The 20982-nt window shown below is 43.6% G+C and carries 22 protein-coding genes; 11 read left to right on the plus strand and 11 right to left on the minus strand.

From position 1 onward, the window contains the following. The first annotated feature begins 17 nt into the window (after window positions 1-17). Window positions 18-707, plus strand: a complete 690-nt coding sequence (gene ftsE, locus AAC006_RS11630) for a cell division ATP-binding protein FtsE (protein WP_013786290.1) — start codon at window positions 18-20, stop codon at window positions 705-707. After that, a complete protein-coding gene (ftsX, locus tag AAC006_RS11635; RefSeq protein WP_013786289.1) occupies window positions 704-1684 on the plus strand; it encodes a permease-like cell division protein FtsX in 981 nt (326 codons plus the stop codon). Before ftsE ends, ftsX begins: the two co-directional genes overlap by 4 nt. A 30-nt stretch (window positions 1685-1714) precedes the next feature. Here the strand turns inward: ftsX and AAC006_RS11640 are convergent, their stop codons facing one another. Both AAC006_RS11640 and AAC006_RS11645 read right to left on the minus strand, forming a co-directional pair. Further along, on the minus strand, window positions 1715-2956 hold the full coding sequence (locus AAC006_RS11640) for an EAL domain-containing protein (RefSeq protein ID WP_126871732.1): 1242 nt from the start codon (window positions 2954-2956) through the stop codon (window positions 1715-1717). A gap of 139 nt (window positions 2957-3095) precedes the next feature. Continuing rightward, window positions 3096-4325 (minus strand): EAL domain-containing protein, encoded by a 1230-nt coding sequence (locus AAC006_RS11645; RefSeq protein WP_208806211.1) that lies wholly within the window; start codon window positions 4323-4325, stop codon window positions 3096-3098. A gap of 611 nt (window positions 4326-4936) precedes the next feature. On the opposite strand from AAC006_RS11645, the gene rpoH reads away from it, so the two are divergent. Then, window positions 4937-5791 (plus strand): RNA polymerase sigma factor RpoH, encoded by an 855-nt coding sequence (gene rpoH, locus AAC006_RS11650; RefSeq protein ID WP_013786286.1) that lies wholly within the window; start codon window positions 4937-4939, stop codon window positions 5789-5791. Between the two features lie 119 nt (window positions 5792-5910). Here rpoH and AAC006_RS11655 read toward each other — a convergent pair whose 3' ends face one another. The 3 genes from AAC006_RS11655 to pip form a co-directional block, all read right to left on the minus strand. Further along, window positions 5911-6819 carry a bifunctional GNAT family N-acetyltransferase/hotdog fold thioesterase gene (locus tag AAC006_RS11655; RefSeq protein WP_129740236.1) on the minus strand — a complete coding sequence of 303 codons (909 nt, stop codon included), beginning with the start codon at window positions 6817-6819 and terminating at the stop codon, window positions 5911-5913. 83 nt (window positions 6820-6902) lie between these two features. Continuing rightward, a complete protein-coding gene (gene dtd, locus AAC006_RS11660; protein ID WP_339891368.1) occupies window positions 6903-7340 on the minus strand; it encodes a D-aminoacyl-tRNA deacylase in 438 nt (145 codons plus the stop codon). Then, entirely contained in the window at window positions 7340-8314 is a 975-nt protein-coding gene (pip, locus tag AAC006_RS11665; protein ID WP_339891370.1) for a prolyl aminopeptidase, read from the minus strand. Before pip ends, dtd begins: the two co-directional genes overlap by 1 nt. Before the next feature lie 98 nt (window positions 8315-8412). On the opposite strand from pip, the gene AAC006_RS11670 reads away from it, so the two are divergent. Together AAC006_RS11670 and AAC006_RS11675 are read left to right on the plus strand one after the other, a co-directional pair. Then, window positions 8413-8655, plus strand: a complete 243-nt coding sequence (locus tag AAC006_RS11670; protein ID WP_013786282.1) for a hypothetical protein — start codon at window positions 8413-8415, stop codon at window positions 8653-8655. Then, complete coding sequence (locus AAC006_RS11675; RefSeq protein WP_126871736.1) at window positions 8652-9290, plus strand: DUF2959 domain-containing protein; 639 nt, start codon at window positions 8652-8654, stop codon at window positions 9288-9290. Before AAC006_RS11670 ends, AAC006_RS11675 begins: the two co-directional genes overlap by 4 nt. A 114-nt stretch (window positions 9291-9404) precedes the next feature. Here the strand turns inward: AAC006_RS11675 and AAC006_RS11680 are convergent, their stop codons facing one another. Together AAC006_RS11680 and metF are read right to left on the minus strand one after the other, a co-directional pair. Next, window positions 9405-10289 carry a virulence factor BrkB family protein gene (locus AAC006_RS11680; RefSeq protein ID WP_013786280.1) on the minus strand — a complete coding sequence of 295 codons (885 nt, stop codon included), beginning with the start codon at window positions 10287-10289 and terminating at the stop codon, window positions 9405-9407. A gap of 159 nt (window positions 10290-10448) precedes the next feature. Beyond that, window positions 10449-11333 carry a methylenetetrahydrofolate reductase gene (gene metF / locus AAC006_RS11685; protein WP_013786279.1) on the minus strand — a complete coding sequence of 295 codons (885 nt, stop codon included), beginning with the start codon at window positions 11331-11333 and terminating at the stop codon, window positions 10449-10451. Window positions 11334-11484: 151 nt separating this feature from the next. Between metF and metJ the strand changes: the two genes are divergently transcribed. Beyond that, a complete protein-coding gene (gene metJ / locus AAC006_RS11690) occupies window positions 11485-11811 on the plus strand; it encodes a met regulon transcriptional regulator MetJ (protein ID WP_013786278.1) in 327 nt (108 codons plus the stop codon). A 77-nt stretch (window positions 11812-11888) separates the two neighbouring features. Here the strand turns inward: metJ and AAC006_RS11695 are convergent, their stop codons facing one another. Further along, window positions 11889-13130, minus strand: coding sequence for a malic enzyme-like NAD(P)-binding protein (locus tag AAC006_RS11695; RefSeq protein WP_013786277.1), 1242 nt, complete (start codon window positions 13128-13130; stop codon window positions 11889-11891). A 384-nt stretch (window positions 13131-13514) separates the two neighbouring features. Between AAC006_RS11695 and AAC006_RS11700 the strand changes: the two genes are divergently transcribed. After that, entirely contained in the window at window positions 13515-13829 is a 315-nt protein-coding gene (locus AAC006_RS11700; RefSeq protein ID WP_126871737.1) for a hypothetical protein, read from the plus strand. A 195-nt stretch (window positions 13830-14024) separates the two neighbouring features. Here AAC006_RS11700 and rpmE read toward each other — a convergent pair whose 3' ends face one another. Beyond that, the gene (rpmE, locus tag AAC006_RS11705; RefSeq protein ID WP_013786275.1) at window positions 14025-14237 is read right to left on the minus strand and encodes a 50S ribosomal protein L31; all 213 of its coding nucleotides are present in this window, start codon (window positions 14235-14237) and stop codon (window positions 14025-14027) included. 311 nt (window positions 14238-14548) lie between these two features. On the opposite strand from rpmE, the gene priA reads away from it, so the two are divergent. From priA to hslU, 4 genes are all read left to right on the plus strand, one after another. After that, complete coding sequence (gene priA / locus AAC006_RS11710) at window positions 14549-16753, plus strand: primosomal protein N' (RefSeq protein ID WP_013786273.1); 2205 nt, start codon at window positions 14549-14551, stop codon at window positions 16751-16753. 129 nt (window positions 16754-16882) lie between these two features. Next, on the plus strand, window positions 16883-17452 hold the full coding sequence (locus tag AAC006_RS11715; protein ID WP_013786272.1) for an SPOR domain-containing protein: 570 nt from the start codon (window positions 16883-16885) through the stop codon (window positions 17450-17452). A gap of 323 nt (window positions 17453-17775) precedes the next feature. After that, window positions 17776-18300, plus strand: coding sequence for an ATP-dependent protease subunit HslV (gene hslV, locus AAC006_RS11720; RefSeq protein ID WP_013786271.1), 525 nt, complete (start codon window positions 17776-17778; stop codon window positions 18298-18300). Window positions 18301-18379: 79 nt separating this feature from the next. Continuing rightward, entirely contained in the window at window positions 18380-19708 is a 1329-nt protein-coding gene (gene hslU, locus AAC006_RS11725; RefSeq protein WP_013786270.1) for an HslU--HslV peptidase ATPase subunit, read from the plus strand. Window positions 19709-19761: 53 nt separating this feature from the next. Here hslU and AAC006_RS11730 read toward each other — a convergent pair whose 3' ends face one another. Then, a complete protein-coding gene (locus AAC006_RS11730) occupies window positions 19762-20679 on the minus strand; it encodes a hypothetical protein (RefSeq protein ID WP_013786269.1) in 918 nt (305 codons plus the stop codon). Window positions 20680-20732: 53 nt separating this feature from the next. Beyond that, window positions 20733-20957: a hypothetical protein gene (locus AAC006_RS11735; protein ID WP_013786268.1), complete on the minus strand. Its 225-nt coding sequence runs from the start codon at window positions 20955-20957 to the stop codon at window positions 20733-20735. Window positions 20958-20982: the final 25 nt, after the last annotated feature.

Below are 20982 nucleotides of genomic sequence, written 5' to 3' on the forward strand. Positions count from 1 at the left end.
GGTAGTAGGGAACATGCATGATAAAGTTTGAGCAAGTAAGCAAAACCTACCCCGGTGGACAACGGGCGTTGAGTAAAGTCGATTTTCACATCGCCCCTGGAGAAATGGCTTTTCTTACCGGCCACTCTGGCGCAGGGAAAAGCACGCTGCTTAAACTTATCAGTATTATGGAACGCCCTACAGTAGGTCGTGTACTGATAAACGGTCATGACCTCAATGCTATTAGCCGAAGAGATATTGCCTACATTCGTCGCGATATAGGCATGATTTTCCAGAGCCATCAATTGTTGATGGACAAGTCGGTTTTCGACAATGTGGCGCTTCCACTTGTGATAGAAGGGTACACCCACAAAGAAATTGGCAAGCGTGTCGATGCCGCACTAGAAATGGTAGGGTTACGAGATAAAAGCCGCAACTTACCCATTATGTTATCAGGCGGCGAACAACAACGGGTTGGTATAGCACGCGCTGTTGTTAACAAGCCTCCCTTACTTCTTGCCGACGAGCCTACCGGAAACCTTGACCCGAAACTTTCTATGGAAATTATTCGCTTGTTTGAAGATTTCAACCAAGCCGGTGTATCTGTGTTCATCGCTACCCATGATTTAGGGCTAATTGCCCGAATGAAATATCGCACACTCACTTTAAAAGACGGCCAAATGATTACCGACGGGCTAACTGATGACTTAAATGGGAACTGGCAATGAGTATTCTATTTAAAGGTAGAAGCCAAGGCGCGTCGTCTAGGAAAATAGGGTTTGTACAATCTATTGTGATGTTCTTCGTAAGCCATATAAGGCAAGCCCTTTCAAGCTTAGGCGAATTATGGCGTCAGCCCGCGGCTTCACTGATGACTATTGGTGTGTTGGGCTTAAGTATTACCCTTCCTAGCACGCTTTACATTATGGTTAAAAATACCGAGAAAATTACCGCCGGGTGGGAACAAGCCTCAGAGATTTCTTTATTTTTGAAACCCGATATATCAGCCGCCAGTTCACAGCAATTGGTTGCTAGGTTAAATACTTGGGAAGAAATTGATTCTGTGGTGTTTATACCTGCAGATGATGCGTTAAAAGAGTTTCAGCATTTATCAGGGTTAGGAGATGCTATTGCGTATTTGCAAAGTAACCCGCTACCCGATGTTGTGTTAGTGACCCCCATTGATAAGCATGCCACACCGAATGCCGCTAAAACACTGCTCGATAAGCTAAAGCAGCAGCGTGAGGTTGATATAGGTAAGTTAGATATAGAATGGTTGGAGCGCTTGTATGCGGTTATTGATATTGCCAGCGACCTTGTCACCTTTATTGGCATTTTATTGTTCTTCGCTGTGGTGCTGATTATAGGTAACACTATTCGACTGAACATTCTTAATAAGCATGATGAAATAGTAGTGATGAAGCTAGTAGGGGCAACCGATGCCTTTATTCATCGTCCATTTCTATATACCGGTTTTTGGTACGGCTTACTAGGTGGGCTTATGGCTTGGTTTGCCGTTATAATAATTCTATGGTGGATGGATAGCAGTATTCAAACCTTTGCTGCTATGTATCAAAAAGACTTTAATATTACGGGCCTAACGGGAACGGCGTTATTAACGATGTTGGGGCTATCTATTACATTAGGGTTGCTTGGGTCGCTTATTTCAGTACAGCGTCATGTACGACAAATAGAACCCAAATAAGCGTTATCTTACTGTTTAGCTTTGATAGGCTTAGCTTTGAACAGGGGCGCGAGGGAAGTGCGTAGAAATAGCGCTTCTCACACCGTTACCCCACACAATGGCTTGATTGTAAAGGATATGAAGTTGCTTTTGATCGATATCCAGTACTTTTGCTTGTTTAATCACATTCATCCACAGCGCTCCTTCAAAAGCGCGTACTAGGCCCATGTAGCTGTTGAATTCTGCTGTCTTTCCTAAGATGGCGTCATTTATTTCTTCTGATAGCGGGAGTTGTTTAAGCACATCATCTATAGACTGATCTAATAACGCATCCAACAATGAAAATAACCCCACTAAAAAGCCGATAGGCGGGTTCGCTTTTAAGCCACGCTTTGCCGACAATAAATCGAAAAACTTGGCCCTAACCAAAGACATATGAATAATCTCTAACGGCTTATCATCACCTAAGTTGGTGAGGCTGAGTAGCGCGATAAACTTCTTCACCTCCACTTCACCCATATAATTAAGGGCGTGTTTAAGTGAGGTTATTTTATGGCGCTTATTAATCAGTGGGTTATTGATAAACTTAAGCAATAGGTAGCTTAGTGCAGCATCACGCTCAACAATTTGGCTCACTTTATCAATATCAAAATTATCGTTTGAGCACTCGCCGATAAGGTCGACGATGTTCATTTTAGAAGCCGGCAATTGGCGAAGTATGCGTGCTTCTGGCTGGGCAAAGAAATAGCCTTGGAAGAAATCAAACCCAAGATCCATGCTGGTCGCAAATTGGTCTTGCGTATCAACTTGTTCAGCTATGAGTTCAACGTTGGCATCTAGGAATCTTGGAATATTTTTCTCTATGTTTTCGAAACGAATTTGCGAGAGATCTACTTTTACGATATCAACAAGGGGTAGAATTTCATGCTTAGCACTAAGCATCATAGGGTCGTCAATAGCAATACGAAAGCCAAGGCGCTTTATGTGCTGACAAGCTTCTAACAAGCCCGTTTGAGCAAAAGGGTTGTCAGCCAATTCAACCACAACCGATTCTGGGTTCAGTGTGGTAGGGAAGCGAGAAATAATGGTTTCAGAGGAAAAGTTAATAAAAGAGGTCTTTTCACCGCTAATGTCATCTAGCCCTAATGGATGAAAGTGTTCAGAAATATATTGCGCTTTTTCAGGAGAGTGCTCGGGGTACGCGCCAGCCTTGCCATCTCGAAACAAAAGTTCGTAAGCAAATACATCCTTTGTTTTATCCAAAATCGGTTGGCGAGCGATAAATGCGAACATACAAGTTCCCTACTGGCACGTTGAACAATTATCAACGAATATTACTGTAATTTGCACCACCATAACATGCATTTACGAAAATCGCGTTAATTTGCGCATTACATTATGCAAGTCATATTAGTGAACGTACATTCCTGAATTACTTTTTCTCTACCTGCGCTGAAACATGTACGTGGTGTGCCCATTTCATCGCTTCATTATAATAACCGTGAAGCAAAGTTTGCTGAATGTTGTACTTGCCGGAAAACTTTTTAATACCTGCCCAGTTCGCTCTTTCAAAATACTTAGCTAAAGTAAGACAGTCTTTCAATACGCCAGGCTCACCACAAAGCGCGTCTTTTACATTATCGCTAATAGGTACCTTACTAACCAATTCGTCGATGTGTTGTTCCATCATGGCATCAAGCATAGATAAAAGACCGGTTAAAAAGCCGGTAAGTTGATTTTCGCTTTCTTTAAAAGAGATAAACACAAGCTCACAAAATTTTGCCCGTACAAGGGCCATCTGCATCAATTCTTGAGGCTGACCGTCATTTAAATTAGCCAATGCAAGTAACGCGATAAACTTCTTAACTTCAACTTCGCCCATAAAGTTAAGCGCATGCTTGAGGGATGTAATTTTATTTCGCTTATTAATAAGGGGATTATTGATGAAGCGTAATAGCAAATAGGTGAGGGATGGATCGCGCTCAATAATTCGATTTACTTCATCAAAATTTAGCTTGGGTTGGCTACTTAACGTGAGTAGTTCCATCATGGTAAGCGCGCTAGGGCCTAATTTGCGATGACGTACAATTTCTGGTTTAGCTAGGAAGTAACCTTGAAAATAGTCGAAACCCATTTCCTTAAACTTGTGAAATTCTTCGTAGGTTTCGATTTTTTCGGCCACAAGTTCGATATTGTGCGATTTGAAGCGTTTAACTAATGAGGGAATAGTTTCGTGAGCAATTTCAGTAATGTCTATTTTAACAATACTGGTAAAAGGAACGAAAGCGTCCCACTTATCTTCCATATCATAGTCATCAAGTGCAATGGGGTAACCTAACCCTCGTATGTGCTTGCATGCGGCAATAAGCGCGTCATCTACCTCAACGGTTTCAACAATCTCAATAACCACTTTACTTGCGTCTAATGAGGTAGGAAATCGGTACATCAAGGTATCGCGGTGAAAATTAATAAATGCTTTTTTATCACCTGTTATTTCTTCAATACCTAAGCTTAAATGCGTAGACGTTAAAATTTTTGAGGTCGCCTCATCGGGCGGAATATCTGGAAAGCAATTGTCTTCCCCTATTCGGAAAAGTAATTCGTAAGCGTAAACGTTCCTATTTACGTCGAATATGGGTTGTCTTGCTACGTATGCGAACATCGAGTGCCTCTTTGCTCTCGCCGCGTAAAAACGCGATTGAAGTCGGTAAAAAAATGAAAGTTTTTATTATTATTTTGTTATTTATTTTATTTTGTTATTTATTATAGCGCCGAGCGCTTTTAAGGCATAAATTTTATATCTCATTGTAAGTAAAAAAGCGATGCTAGCAATCGAAAAATTGTAATAGTCTGCGTATTCGAGAGCGGGTAAAGTAGTTTTGTTGATATATAACAAAAATACGACCGAATTTAAGTTTGATATAACTTTTTGAAAGATGAATGGCATGTTTTATATACATTTTGAATGTATAATGGGCATATACCGTGAATATCTGCTTCGATAAGCTGTTTCCTCTGGGTTCGCACTTATGTTTCTTTGAAGCTTCCGGTGATATTTATTGAGCGTTGTAGCGTAATGATAAATTCGTTTTGCAATGTTTGAGAAATTTGGAAAGAGATAGACACTAATTGAACTGTTTTTTGCAATTGTGGTCTTGATCTTTAGAAGATGGGTACTACATACCAATAACTGGTTTGGTTTCTCATCGCAATTAAGTCTCGCGCGGCTGATGTTACTTTGCTAATATCAAGTTGCAAAGAATGAGGTGAATAATGAGCAATAAATTGCAATCCCTAGCACTATCAGTTCCTCACAGCGGTAGCATTGAAGGCTACGTACAAGCTGTAAGTCGTATTGATATGCTAACTGCAGAAGAAGAGCGCGCATTAGCGGTGCGTCTTCGTGAAGATGAAGATTTAGAAGCAGCACGCAAGCTGGTTATGTCTCATCTACGCTTTGTTGTGCATATTGCAAAATCTTATTCAGGATATGGTTTGCCACAAGCTGACCTTATCCAAGAAGGTAATATTGGTCTAATGAAGGCAGTTAAGCGTTTCGACCCAACAGTGGGCGTTCGTTTGGTTTCTTTTGCCGTACATTGGATCAAAGCTGAAATTCATGAGTTCGTACTCAAGAACTGGCGTATTGTTAAAGTTGCTACCACAAAAGCGCAACGTAAATTGTTCTTCAACTTACGCAAAGCGAAAAAACGTCTTGGTTGGTTTACCCACGAAGAAGTGCAAACGGTAGCCAGCGAGCTGGGTGTGAGTACGAAAGAAGTGCTTCAAATGGAAGCGCGAATGAGCAGCCAAGATCAAGCATTCGATCTTTCTGCTGACGAGGACGAAACGGGCAACTTTGCACCGGTTCAATTTCTTGAAGATAAATCAACTGATGTTGAGATGGACGTTATTAATAACGATTGGGATACTAATGCGAGCAAGCGTTTGTACTCAGCCATTAAGACGCTAGATGACAGAAGCCAAGATATTATCGAGACTCGTTGGTTGGCTGACAGCAAAATTACACTTCAAGATCTTGCTGATAAGTACGAAGTATCTGCTGAACGTGTTCGTCAAATTGAAAAGAACGCGATGAAAAAGCTTCAAGCTGCCATGGTTGCGTAAGCAAGCGCCGCCCAAGCGTCTAAGCTAAACAAATATAATTGAAAAAAGCGCCTACTGGCGCTTTTTTTGTATGTGTCATTTACGAAAGTAAAAAACAGCGAATAATATACCTTTGCTCGTTAGGCCTCGGTTTGCTCTGGAAGCACCCAAAACACCCCTTCAAACTCTGCCACGGCATTATCGCCATCCAAGATATCTACGTTCAAAGCAAATCGTGCTTTCTCACCTTTTTCTAAAGGCTTAAATTTGCCCGATAAGGTTTCTATATTACAGATTGCACGAGGCTTCATAGTAATGGGCTTATGATAGTGAATATCGCCGTCACCCAATACAATATCGCCTGTTAGCCCACGCTCTTTCAGTTGTAAGTAAATCATTCCCCAGCCAGTTAAAGTGGCTAACGAAAAAATACTGCCGGCAAACATAGTGCCGTGAACATTAATATTCTTATTAAGTGACGCGCGGGTTTCTAATGTCCTGCCTGTGTATTGATATAGTTTAATGCCCATATGTTCTGTAATGGGAATGGTATCAGTCCAGGTTTGCTGTAATGATTTACACCACTTGGGATGCAGCACTAAGGTGTTATTTTCAGTTAGCTTTTTCACCATCTGCTGGCGTCTTAGCATGCCTAATTCGTTAGGCGCTTCACGTTCAACCACAAACCCACATGCGCTGAAAAAGTCGATAGAAACTTCTCGGCTGTTTGTCACCGCGCGTATAGCACCCAATTCTTTCGCCACGTTCTCTAAGGCGTCCATTATCATCTGCCCAAGCCCCTTACGCAGATGATCAGGGTGTACGGCGATATGACGAATTTGTGCTTCTTCAGCGGTATTTAAATGCACACGGCCACAGGCAACAATGTCGCCTTTACCGTTCACTATGGTGCGGTGCTCTGCCACTTGTTCATATTCATCTTTCTCTGAACCAGGAGGAAAGTTCCATGGCTGGCGAAGGTGAGCCCAGCGAAAATGAAAATAGGCTTCGAATTCAGTATCGCTTTTAGGAGTTACAACCTTATACACAATAGAGAGGCCTTGTATGAAAGAGTGAAAATCTATTTAACCTTACGCATGTAAACCGCACAAGATTAATTCTGGTATGTTCATTATACCTGAAACTGGAAGGTGGCGGGTCCGTCATTCACTAAGGCAACTTTCATTTCAGCACCAAATTGCCCAGTTTCCACGGGAATGCCCTTTTGTTTAAGGGATTCTATAAATTGCAGGTAAATAGCGTTGCCATGTTCAGGTGTCGCCCCCCTAGAAAAACCTGGGCGATTGCCTTTTTGTGTGTCGGCAACTAACGTAAATTGCGATACGACAAGAATTTTGCCCCCAATTTGCTCAACGTTTAAATTCATTTTTCCCTCACTGTCGGAAAAAATACGGTAGCGGCATAATTTGTTAGCAAGCTTTTCAATTTCTTTCGGGCCATCGTCTTTTTCAACGCCAAGTAGCACTAGCATACCTTGCTCAATTTCACCGATAATTTCATTGTTCACTGACACGCTAGCTTCAGATACTCGTTGAACCAACCCAATCATTACTTTTGCTCCTTTAAAAATCTTGCCATATCTCTGGTGGCGCGGCACAACGCATAAGCAATGCCTGGCTCAGACGTGCTATGGCCAGCATCAGGAATGATTTGAAGTTGGCTTCCTGGCCACGACTTATGTAATGATTCCGCCGCTTCAGTTTTACATATCATGTCATAGCGACCATGAATAATAGTGCCAGGAATATCGCGTATTTTGTCTATATTATCAAGAATGTAGTCTTCATCAATAAAGCATTTATTCGTTAAGAAATGGCATTCGAGAGTGGCTAAGCTGGTGACAAGCGATAGGGGATATTGACTGGTGGAATCGCCCGTGCCTGGAGGTAAGGATACGCGAGAAAGTCGCTCCTCCCATTGATACCAGCGCTTTAACGCCGCATGGCGTTGTACCTCGTTATCGGCTTTCAATGTATTGAGATAATGCGTACAAATAGCAGCGGTACTTAGCGAACCGTCTATCCCTTTAACGAACTGGCGATAATATTCTGGAAAAAGCTGAGCGGCACCCCCTTGTGGCGACAAAAACCAGTCTCGGTCTTGCTGGCGTGCTAAAAATACGCCGCGAAGAATAAGGCCGCTGACATGAGCAGCATACCTAAAAGCATAAAGAAGCGCTAAGGTTGAGCCCCATGAGCCCCCAAACACTAACCAACTCGATACGTTGAGCTGGCGCCTTAATATTTCAATATCTTCTACATTTAGCCATGTATCGTTGTCTTTTGTACTGGCTAGCGGTGTTGAACGCCCACATCCCCTTTGTTCAAATCCGATAATGCGGTATCGGTTACTGTCGAAGAAACATTTATAATTTGGCGGTAAACCAGCACCTGGACCACCATGAATAAAGAGTACTGGAATACCCTTAGGGTTGCCGCTCTGCTCGTAATAGAGAGAGTGCCCACATCCCACCTCGATAAATCCATTCTGATAGCAGGTAACATCTGGGTAAAGTCGTTTCATTTTATTTCCGCGCGTTGTGCGGGTGCCTGTTTTAGTTTAGTTTATTCTTATGAAATACTACATAATCATATTCTGATAACAATTGCGAGGAAGTTTATATGTCAGGGCAAGGATCTGGCGGCAATGTGATTGCTGCAATTTGTAACTTTTTTATTCCAGGGTTAGGGCATTTAGTACAAGGGCGAATACTTGGCGCACTTTTTTATTTTATTGTGGTTGGAGTGAGCTATGCGCTTGCCGCAACCGTAGTATTAGCAATTGTATTTTGGCCGCTTGGCGTTATTTTGCACATTATTTGTATTATTAGCGCGGCCCGCTATCGAGGGAGAGAGATGTTATGAGGCTAATAGCAACCGCTATTATTGCTATGTTGGTACTAACTGGCTGCCAATCTGCGTATTACGCGGCGTGGGAGAAAGTAGGCGTTGAGAAACGGGATATCCTTGTGGACCGTGTTGAAAACGCAAAAGAGTCGCAAGAAGACGCACAGGAAGAGTTTAGTTCTGCGCTGGAAGCTTTTAGTGCCGTGGTTGCCTTTGAAGGTGGCGAGTTAGAAGATGTTTATAACAAGCTTAACAGCGAGTATGAAAACAGCCTTTCTGCTGCCAATGATGTCACTGATCGTATCGATAAAGTTGAAAGTGTTGCAGAAGCACTTTTTGACGAATGGGAAGATGAGCTAGAAAAGTATCAAAACGCGTCGTTAAAACGCGAAAGCACTGAGAAATTGCGTGATACAGAGCGCAGATACAGCGCGCTTATTAAAACCATGCGTAAAGCAGAAAGCAGAATGGCACCGGTATTAAGTGCGTTTCAAGACAATGTTTTATACTTAAAGCATAACTTGAATGCTAGCGCGATTGGCGCGTTGCAAGGTGAGCTTTCAACTATTCAAAATGATGTTGATCAACTCATTGAGCAAATGAATTCAGCTATAGCTGAATCTGATGCCTTCATTGCTGCCATGTCTAATTAATGAGTGCCCAACTAATAAGTGTGTCGCTTATCAGTCGTTAGCTTGTTTCTACTATTAACAAGCTAATACGATACTAAAAAGGCGTTGTAGTTTCGTTTCCTACAACGCCTTTTTTTATTCCTCTGGAATTTGCCTTGGCTCGGCTTCCGCTTTTCTATTTTCAAACGCTTGGCCCAGGCTACACGTAAACTCAGCGCCTAATAGCACTAAAATCCATGAGATATAGACCCACAAAAATAAGATAGGTACTACGGCTAGCGCACCGTATATCAACTCATAGGAGGGGAAATTAGTAATATAAAGGGCAAAGCCAGACTTCGTTAATTCGAACGCAACCGTCGCCAATATGGCACCTGAAATAGCGTGACGGGCAAAAACACGTCGGTTCGGAACTATCATGTACAAAATAAAGAAAGCCAGCATGGCAGCAAAGCTAGGTACAAGAGTAAGTAAAAACGTGCCTAACCCAGGGGTATATTCTTCGGCGAAAGCAGCTAGACCTGCTAAATAAGAACTAATTATCACGCTAGAGCCGATAAGCAAGGGCCCTAAGGTAATCACCATCCAGTAAATGGCAAAGGTATACACGATAGGACGATCGCTTTGTGTACGCCAAATACGGTTAAGGGTTTTATCAACGTTGGATATCAGCATTAGCGCCACAACAAGTAGCGATAGAATACCAATAGCGCCCATTTCTGAAGCGTTGCCAACAAAGTCAGACATATACTCATGAACTGTATCGCTAGCGGTAGGTACAAAATTATTAAAGATAAAGTATTCTAATTTACCTCTTACGGAAGCAAACGCAGGAAACGCCGACATGATGGTGAAAGTCACCATGATGAAAGGAACAAGAGAAAGTAGCGTAACGTAGGCTAGGTGGCCTGCGGAAATGGTAATATTGTCTTCACGGCAACGCTTGATGAAGATAGTGAAAAGATCGACAACTTGTGGTGCGAGCTTATGATAGATGGCTTTTACCCGATCCCAATTCACACTTTACTCCTAGTTATTACTCGCCTTGGCCATTCGCCGCTTACCTTGACCTTTTTACAGCGAAGGAAAGTGACAGCAAGGCAAACGAGTCGTTCAAATACCTGATAATAGGCAAATGGTATACTGGTCTGCCATATAGGAGCAAAGGTTTAATCGAAATTAACCTGCTCGCACACCTAGCATGTGGCAAATAGCGTAGCTCAACTCACTACGGTTAAGGGTGTAAAAATGAAAATGCTTCACGCCTTCTTTGGCAAGTACCTTAACCTGATCCATCGCGATGTTAGCACCAATGAGGTTCCGAGTAGCTTGATCGTCATCGTCAAGTCCATCGAACATTTTGTGTAAGAACCCAGGTACATGTACGTTGGTGAAACCGGCGAACTTTACCAAGGTCTGATAATTGGTTACCGGCAGTATGCCTGGCACCAAGTCTAGGTCGATACCTGCAGCTGCTGCTCGGTCACGAAAACGTAAAAATACACTGGTGTCAAAGAAAAACTGTGAAATTGCTTCGCTCGCACCGGCTTCTGCTTTGCGTTTAAGGTTTAGTAAGTCGAATTGGGCATTAGGCGCTTCAGGGTGTTTTTCAGGGTAAGCGGCCACTGAGATATCGAAATCGGCTACATCTTTTAGTAGCGCCACTAAATCAGAGGCGTACATTTCGGTATCTTTCACGCCTGGCGGTAAATCACCACGAAGAGCAACAATACGACGAATGCCAGAATCCCAGTAGTCTTGGGCAATCTGTCTAAGCTCGTCTCTGCTCGCATCAACACAAGTAAGGTGAGGCACGGCTGCAACGCCAGTTTGCTGCTGAATGCGTTTTACCACGTCATGAGTACGGTCACGCTCACCACTATTCGCGCCATAAGTTACCGACATATAGCTCGGTTTTAGCGGTGCTAAGCGCTCAACTGACTTCCACAAGGTTTGTTCCATTTTCTCTGATTTAGGCGGAAAAAACTCAAATGACACATCGATGTCACGCAGTTCCGAAAGGGACTGATTGAGTGCATCGACACCTTGTGCGTAAGAAACCATGGTAAAATTACTCTTTTATAGACGTTTAGACGTCTAAATTAAAGAATTTACGTCTAGACGTCAAGAGGTTTACACTGCTCAATTGACCTTTTCGTCAACTTGTTTAGAATTTCTCTTCATAACATAAATAAGATCAGACAGAGTTAGCATTATGGCAGAGTGGAACGGTAAGTATATTCATCCCTACGCAGAGCACGGTAAAAAGAGTGAACAGGTAAAGAAAGTCACCGTTTCTATTCCTATTAATGTGCTAAAAGCATTAACCGATGAACGTACGCGTAGGCAGATAAACAATTTACGTCATGCGACGAATTCAGAATTGTTATGTGAAGCGTTTCTTCATGCATTTACAGGTCAGCCGTTACCGGATGACGAAGATTTGAGAAAAGATAACCCTAATCGTGTACCTGCTGAGGCAAGGCGCATAATGGAAGATATGGGTATAGACGTTTCTATTGAGAACGAACAAGAAGATTAAAAAAACGGCAATGAAAATTGCCGTTTTTTTATAATCTTTACACTGAATTACACGCCAGTATATGCCTTATATTGCCTTCATTCGGCGCGGTTAGGCACTTCTGGAAGTCGTGCAACGCCAGATTCAATCGCCGCTTTTGACACTGCAGAGGCTATGCGTTCACAGAGGCGAGGGTCCATTGGTTTAGGAATAATGTATTCTTTGCCAAAGGTTAAGCTTTTGCTGTTGCTAGCCGCTAACACAGATTCTGGTACGGGCTCTTTGGTAATAGCACGAAGTGCTTCTACCGCGGCCACTTTCATTTCGTCGTTAATGGCCGTTGCGCGTACATCCAGCGCACCACGGAAAATGAACGGGAAACACAGCACATTGTTTACCTGATTAGGATAATCAGAACGCCCCGTAGCCATAATTAAATCATTTCGAACTTCATGAGCCAATTCAGGCTTAATTTCAGGATCGGGGTTTGAGCATGCAAAAACAATCGGGTTAGGGCTCATTAATGCTAGCGTTTCTGGCGGTAATACATCAGGCCCAGATACACCTACAAAAATATCCGCACCTTCCATCACATCTTCTAAGGTACGTTTATCAGTGTTATTAGCGAACAAGCGCTTGTGCTCGGTAAGGTCTTCACGGCGAGTGTGAATAACCCCTTTTCTGTCTAGCATGTAAATGCGTTCACGTTGCGCACCACATTTAATCAGTAATTCCATACAGGCAACGGCTGCCGCCCCTGCACCCATACAAACTATTTTAGCGCTCTCAATATTTTTACCCTGAATTTCAATGGCGTTCAACATGCCTGCGGCGGTAACAATAGCAGTACCATGTTGATCGTCATGGAATACTGGAATGCTGCAGCGCTTAATCAATTCTTGTTCTATTTCAAAGCATTCAGGGGCTTTAATATCTTCAAGGTTAATACCGCCAAAGGTATCTGCAATATTGGCAACGGTATTAATAAATTCTTCTGTTGTACGATGCTTTACTTCAATATCGATAGCATCAAGCCCTGCAAAGCGTTTAAACAGCAGTGCTTTACCTTCCATAACTGGTTTAGAAGCTAACGGCCCTAAATTACCCAAACCTAAAATAGCAGTTCCATTACTGATGACCGCTACCATGTTGCCTTTGGCAGTATATTTATAAGCATTATCAGGATCTTCAGCAATTTCTCGTACCGGCTCAGCTACCCCTGGACTGTAAGCCAGAGCAAGATCATCCACACTATCGGCTGGCTTTGAAAGCTCTACGCTGATTTTACCTGGCGTGGGTTTGGCATGATAATCTAGTGCACGTTGTCTGAAATCTGACATTAGTAAACATATCCTTCGATGTAGGGGTTAGGCAATCTTCGTTACCGTAAGGGCAATCTGCGTTCTAGCAGTAGAATGTCTTCGACTCTATCACAGGGTCATTTGAGTACATATCTGATCTGCCCTTTATATCTGTCAATTTAGGGCAGACTTGCTTGTATGACCAGTGACATCGTCGAATATTTGCCATTCATCATATTTATGACACCTAGCGAATTAATACATTATTTCTATTTTATAGCTGTGTGAATAGACGTGTGAATAGCCGTGTGTATAGAAAGTTATCAAATAGGTCTTTGCAAACAGGCACTAAGCCGACTGTTCAAGACGCTGGTGAGCGGAATAGGTATAATAATAAACATGAAGAAGAAGGCGTAACTTACCATGTCTGAAAAGAAACTGATTGAAGCGTTAACTACGGTGTGTGAGTGGGCAAAATCTGAGTCGGTTGGCTTTGAATGGCTTACGCATGAGGGTCACTGGCGCAGGCCAGAAATTATTGCGGTGTTTAAAACCGAAAAGCAAAAAAGCGAAGCACTTTCAACTAACTGGAACCAAGCATTCGAACATGAACTTGATAATGTATGCCCCGAATTGAAAGTGCACATCAAAGGAGTTCGCTACGACAGCGAGCAAGCATGCACTTTGCAAAGTAACGGCAACTGGGAACGACATCTAAAACGCCGGGCTTTTCACTAACAAAGCATTGCATTAGCCGAGCATTCCACTTCGCTGCTCTTTACTGGGCGAGCACGGTATTGGTTGAACCCAAATGAAGCGAGAATGAAAAGCGCAGATACGAAAAAATTCAAAACCCACTTACAAACTCCAGACACAAAAAAAGCGCCGATAGGCGCTTTTTTTAAAGAAACATCGTGTTTCTGAGTACTGAGCTTATTTAGCGCCCAAAGCACCGAAACGTTTCTTGAAGCGGTCAACACGACCACCGGTATCAACGTTACGTTGCTTACCAGTGTAGAATGGGTGACATGCAGAACATACGTCTAGGTTAATATCTTTACCTAGAGTAGAACGGATTTTCATTACGTTGCCGCAAGAACATGTTGCTGTCATTTCAGCGTATTCTGGGTGGATACCATCTTTCATTTTGGATTACCTTCAATATGAGGCCGTATCGCTATTTGGCCCGAAGCCAAACACCATACGCAACTTTAAATTCAATGACCAACCGCAGTAATTGCAGTCAGCCGCAAAAGAGCGGCGCATAATAAAGGAAGCAACTAAAGTGATCAAGCACTTTTTGTATGCGAAGTAAACAGGGGCGGCGTTAATCAAGTTCACGGGCTAAAATAAATTCCCTTCCCTTATTTGACATTATGTTTAAATGCCAGATCATTAGCGGTTCTGAATTTACGTTTACTCACTTTACGTTCATCAATTTTGGGGCATCAATTTTAATGGTATTCATTCAGGTGGCTGTACCTGTGCCGCTTCGCCAGCTATTTACCTATTCTCATACCGACACTTTACAACCGGGTGTGCGGGTAAAAGTGCCTTTCGGGCCACGTCAACTGGTAGGCATTGTGGTTGAATCCGGTGTAGACATAGATGATACCAGTAAGATAAAAGCCATTATTGAGGTGGTAGATAGCGCACCTGTTATCGACGAATCGCTAAGAAAAATGGCGCATTGGTTATGGCAGTATTACCACCATGCGCCTGGGGAAGTGATACATGCCATGCTTCCCGTACCACTTCGTAAAGGTGAGCCAGCCACGCCATCCCCCGCGCAATATATTCAAGTCACACCAGAAGGTGCTGATACCGATGTTAAAAGTTTAAGCCGAGCTCCAAAGCAAATGAGCTGCTTAAAAGCGGTTCAAACCACATCAATTATTGCTAGCGAAGCGCGTAAGCATTTTTCACCCGCAGTAGTGAAAGCGTTATTAGATAAAGCACTTATTGAGCTCGTAGACATTACGCCTGAACTTACTGCACAAGCGTGGTTGGATACCTTCGAAATTGGCGAAAAGCCCGTACCTGATAAAGAGCAAGGGGTCGCGATAGCGGCATTAAACCAGCAACATGGCACCTTTGCGATTAGCTTGCTTGAAGGGGTGACAGGTAGCGGTAAAACCGAAGTGTATCTGCAATCTATTGAACCTTTGCTTAAAGCCGGTAAACAAGTGCTTATTTTAGTGCCTGAAATTGGTTTAACGCCGCAAACCGTTTCGCGGTTTGAAAAGCGCTTCAATATTCCTGTAGGCGTATTGCACTCTCAATTAACAGACGCCGCGCGATTATCGGTATGGCAGCGGGCAAGGGCAGGCGAACTCGGTATTATCATTGGTACTCGCTCAGCGATTTTTACGCCCCTTAAAAACCCCGGCATGATCATCGTTGATGAAGAGCATGATGAGTCATTTAAACAACAAGACGGGCTTAGGTATCACGCCCGTGATTTAGCGGCTATGCGTGCCAAAGAGCACAGTATTCCTTTGTTGCTCGGCAGCGCTACCCCAGCGCTTGAAACGCTTAATAACGCGTTAAACGGCCGCTTTGCGCATTTGCAACTAACACGGCGCGCCGCAGGGGCGCAAAGTACCAAGCAGTATTTACTAGATGCCCGAGACCAACCTATTCATTACGGCATTTCAGAAGGCTTGCTGACAATTATGCGCCAGCATGTAAATGCAGGGAACCAGATTCTGGTTTTTGTGAATAGACGAGGTTATGCCCCTGCGCTTTTATGTCATCACTGTGGCACCACGGCAATGTGTAAGCGTTGTGATAGGCCTTATACCGTGCATAAAGGGCAAAACAGGCTGCAATGCCACCACTGTGGTGCTACCCGTTCAATGCCCAAAGAGTGTGAAGCTTGCCACAGCCATGAAATGGTAACGGCGGGGACGGGCACCGAGCAGGTAGAAGAAGGTTTAATGAAGCTCTTCCCCGATGCCAAACACGTGCGCATAGACAGTGATACGGTAAGAGGAAAAGACAAGCTACATCAAACCCTCGACGCTATTAACCGCCAAGAACACCAAATACTGGTAGGTACCCAAATTCTATCGAAAGGGCATCATTTTCCTCACGTTACATTGGTGGTGGTGTTAGATTGCGATGGGGCGCTATTTAGTGCTGACTTTCGAGCTCCTGAAAAGCTAGCGCAGCTCGTTACGCAGCTTGCAGGGCGAGCAGGGCGAGCCAGTAAACCCGGAGAAATGTGGCTGCAAACCCACAATCCTCACCACCCTTTATTACAAGATTTAGTGAACAACGGCTATGCCCACTTTGCTCGCCATGCGTTAATGGAACGAAAAGCGTCTGCATTGCCACCCTATATTAGTCAATTTGTGATTCGGGCAGAGGCAACCGAGAGCTCATCGGCCTATGCATTCCTGCAGCAGGCTAGGGGCGTGCTTTCAAACTCAAATACTGCAAACGCAAATTCTAAGGGCTTAGTACCGCAAATGAGTGGACCATTTCCCTGTTTAATTGAAAAACGACAAGGGCGTTTTCGCTTTATGCTGGTGTGCAGTCATGAAAAACGTGCGCCGTTACATAACGCATTGCGGCTAGCTCTGCCGTATTTACAAGGGTTACCGCAGGCGGCAAAAGTACGTTGGTCGGTAGATATCGACCCCACCGATTTCAGTTAGCACACAGGTTCCTATTACGGTAAAATCTTAACACTGATGTATACAAGTGTTTCAGGGTTGTGCACTATGTCTTCGTCTCATGGCATCACCCATCTAAAATAACGATAAGTAGTAGGAAAACTGCCGAATATGGCTCAACGCGATTATGTATCTCGTGGTAAAGCACCACAAAAAAAGAAGCCCGAAAATAAAAAGCGCGGTAAATCACAGGTGAAGAGTGGCCCCACTGCCTCATTCCCTATTGTTCGCCTTGTTATTGTGGTGATATTGCTTATCGGCTTTGCGGTTTTCTTATGGTCTATTAAAGATAACGCCAGCTCTGAGGTAGATACCGAAGTTGTACGCCCTGTAGCGCCTACCCAAGAAGCTTTGCCCGAATTGCCTAAAGAAGAGTGGGAGTATATTCGTACTCTGCCAGGGTATGAAGTGGAAGTAGACGTTGCCGAACAGGAAAAATCAGACAAACGTTACCTTATGCAGTGCGCGTCGTTCAGAACCCGCGCTCAAGCTGAAGAAATGAAAGCGAAAATTGCCTTTCAAGGTTTAGAAGCACTTATTCGTCAGAGTTCTGGCAGCAACGGCGAATGGTTCAGGGTTATTTTAGGGCCATTTGAATCGAAACGAGATGCAGAAAAAGCCAAGCACAGCCTTCGTAAAGTGAATATTGCGACCTGCCAAATTTGGTACTGGAATTTATAAGCGTAAACGCTTTTTGTTCACTATCTATTACTCATTATTCATTAATAAGGGCATTCACCGCATGATGTGGTGGATGCCTTATATTCACCTCATAATAACCATCTCATAATAGCCACCTCATACTCCTTTGTAGCGCTTAACGCTTTAATACGTACCCGTTGACTAAATACGTCTTCACTGCTTTTTCTTTTAACAGCCCCTTTTAGCTGCCCGTTTTAACTGCTCCCCTTGAAAACGAAAACCCTTCCCCCATTTCATAACAAAGTCTTTTTTCAGTTATCGCCCGAGTCTGCGATAGCGCCCACCTTAAACGGGGATTAAACGTGACAACGATTGTATCTGTAAGACGTGGAAATCAAGTTGTGATGGCTGGCGATGGTCAGGTGTCACTCGGCAATACCGTAATGAAAGGTAATGCACGTAAAGTGCGCCGCTTGTACCACGATAAAGTATTAGCTGGCTTTGCAGGCGGCACCGCCGATGCCTTCACCCTTTTTGAACGCTTTGAAGCAAAACTTGAAGCCCACCAAGGTCATTTGACCAAGGCGGCGGTCGAACTTGCCAAAGATTGGCGAACCGATCGCATGCTGCGCAAGCTAGAAGCCTTATTAGCCGTAGCCGATGAAACCGCGTCTTTCATCATTACCGGTAACGGCGACGTAGTTCAGCCAGAAAATGACCTGATTGCTATTGGTTCAGGCGGCAACTATGCCCAAGCTTCTGCTATTGCTTTGCTGGAAAACACCGAACTGACTGCAAAAGAAATTGCGGAGAAAAGTTTGACCATAGCCGGTGATATCTGCGTATTCACTAACCATAGTCAAACGGTAGACGTACTCGATTACTAAGTGGCTGTTTAACTAAAAATAAACAGCGACTTGTGCCTGCTATCGATGCAGTAGCACCAAAACAGAAAAGGGTTTATGCATGTCTGAAATGACACCTAGAGAAATTGTTCATGAGCTAGACCGACACATTATTGGTCAGCAAGATGCTAAACGTGCGGTATCGATTGCACTTCGAAACCGCTGGCGCCGTATGCAACTTGAACCAGAGTTGCGTCAAGAAGTAACGCCTAAAAATATTCTTATGATTGGCCCAACAGGTGTGGGTAAAACTGAAATTGCGCGCCGCTTGGCAAAATTAGCGCATGCGCCGTTCATTAAAGTTGAAGCCACTAAGTTCACCGAAGTGGGCTATGTGGGTAAAGAAGTAGAAACCATCATTCGCGACCTTGCTGACATTGCCGTGAAGATGACCAAAGAAACTGAAATGAAAAAGGTGAAATTCCGCGCTGAAGAAGCAGCGGAAGAGCGCATTCTTGACGTACTTATTCCTCCTCCTGAAGATGCATGGGGTAAGAAAGAAGACGTTGAAGATAGAGGCACACGCCAAGCGTTCCGTAAAAAGCTTCGCCAAGGCGATTTAGACGACAAAGAAATTGAAATTGATGTGGCACTTCCACAAGTAGGCGTAGAAATTATGGCGCCTCCTGGAATGGAAGAAATGACCAATCAGCTTCAAGGTATGTTCCAAAACTTGTCGGGTTCACAAAAGAAAAAGAAGAAGTTAAAAATTAAAGATGCACTGAAAATGCTGGTGGAAGAAGAAGCCGCACGTTTGGTGAATCAAGAAGACTTAAAAGAAAAAGCGATTGAGTCGGTTGAGCAACACGGCATTGTGTTCGTGGATGAGATTGACAAAATTTGTAAGCGTGAAGGCAATACGTCAGGCGATGTATCGCGTGAAGGTGTTCAGCGTGACTTACTACCCTTGGTAGAAGGGTCAACGGTATCGACCAAGCACGGCATGGTGAAAACAGACCATATTTTGTTTATCGCTTCTGGGGCGTTCCAAATGAGCAAGCCGTCAGATCTTATTCCTGAGCTTCAAGGTCGTTTGCCCATTCGCGTTGAGTTATCAGCCTTAGAAGTAGGTGACTTCAAACGTATTCTTACCGAGCCAAATGCGTCGCTTACCGAGCAATACAAAGCGCTTATGCTGACCGAAGGCGTGAATATCGATTTCGTGGAATCAGGCATTCAGCGTATTGCTGAAGCTGCATGGCGAGTGAACGAACGCACTGAGAACATTGGTGCGCGCCGTTTGCACACGGTACTTGAACGTCTAATGGAAGATATCTCGTTTGATGCGTCTGAAAAAAGCGGTGAGTCTTTCGTGATTGACGAAGATTACGTAAACAGCCACTTAGAGTCGCTTGTAGAAAACGAAGATCTATCGCGCTTCATTCTATAAAGCCCTAGGGCTAGTAACACAAAAGAGCCCATTTATTTAAATGCGCTCTTTTTTTATGTGGTTAATAATTTCACTAAACGGCCGGTAATATCAACACCAGTCTCGTTTTCAACAAACAAGAAGAAAGGGCAAGGGTTGGCTTCTAAGAAATAGTATTCACCCTTGGTATTTTTACGCCAATCGATAGCGCACCAATGCATGCCTAAGCCAGTACATATCTTTCGTGATAAATCCTGCATTGGTTTAGGAAGGGGCGTCAGTAAAGGCCGTGCGTTTATATCTTCTCTGAAATCGAGGTTGTGAGAGTCTATTTGTACACTGACCACTTCATCGCCAAGTACGTAACTTCGAATATTTGTCCCTTCAATAAATGCCTGAAAAGTGACAGGGCGCTCTTTTAACAAAGCCTGTACTAAGCCGCGAGTATCATAGCCCTGTTGCACGAACTTCGCTGTTTCGCCGCCTTTAACGGGCTTATAGACCACCTCGCCTATGTTCGCACAAAACTGTAAAGCTACATCACTAGCGTTACCTATGTAGGTATATGGCACCTTAGCGCCTAGCTTTTTTGCCATTCGCAATTGAATCGGTTTGCAGTGATGGGCGCGAATGGCGTCAATACCATTAACCCACTTAGTTTCACTGAATAAAAACCAACATAACAAGGTGCTGGCATATTCCTGATCTAACCATTGTGAAGACACACTATCAGAGGGTTTCACCGAAGGGGGAATATATTGATGCCAATAGGCAGATGTGATGTCCGATAGAGGAATTCGAAACAGACCGTTGCGGGTAGGCTGGTTAAAATGTAACAGGCCATCATTAAAATCTGGGTCGTAGCTGAGCTGCCAGTGCTCACCAAAGTAGTTGGTATTGATAATACAGGGGTCGTTTTTATCGGCAATTAAGGTTTCAGCCACATGTAGAATTTGTGGGTCACTCTCGCTCCCTATTAATGCAATCTGCATTGAAATATCCTTTTTAAGTGGTAAAAGGAGGACTGCTTAACCTCCTTAATCTGCTATGACAATAAATCGGGTAACTGTCCGCCGTCCTCACCAATCGCTAGGGTGATGTAGACAGGTTGTTTAACAAAGCGAATGGGGTCTTTGTCTGCGTCTGCAGATACCCCAGACTTCCCGCCAGTGACTTGCAGTAGTTCTTGGGCTTTAAGGTGAAGGTCAGAGCCGTTCAATGTGTTTTTTTGCGTATTTTCTTGTGTATAGCTATGAATGTTATGTTGCATTTTTCGCTCCTTATATAAGCGTTTT

The organism is uncultured Alteromonas sp. (assembly GCF_963976965.1).
Taxonomy (GTDB): domain Bacteria; phylum Pseudomonadota; class Gammaproteobacteria; order Enterobacterales; family Alteromonadaceae; genus Alteromonas; species Alteromonas naphthalenivorans.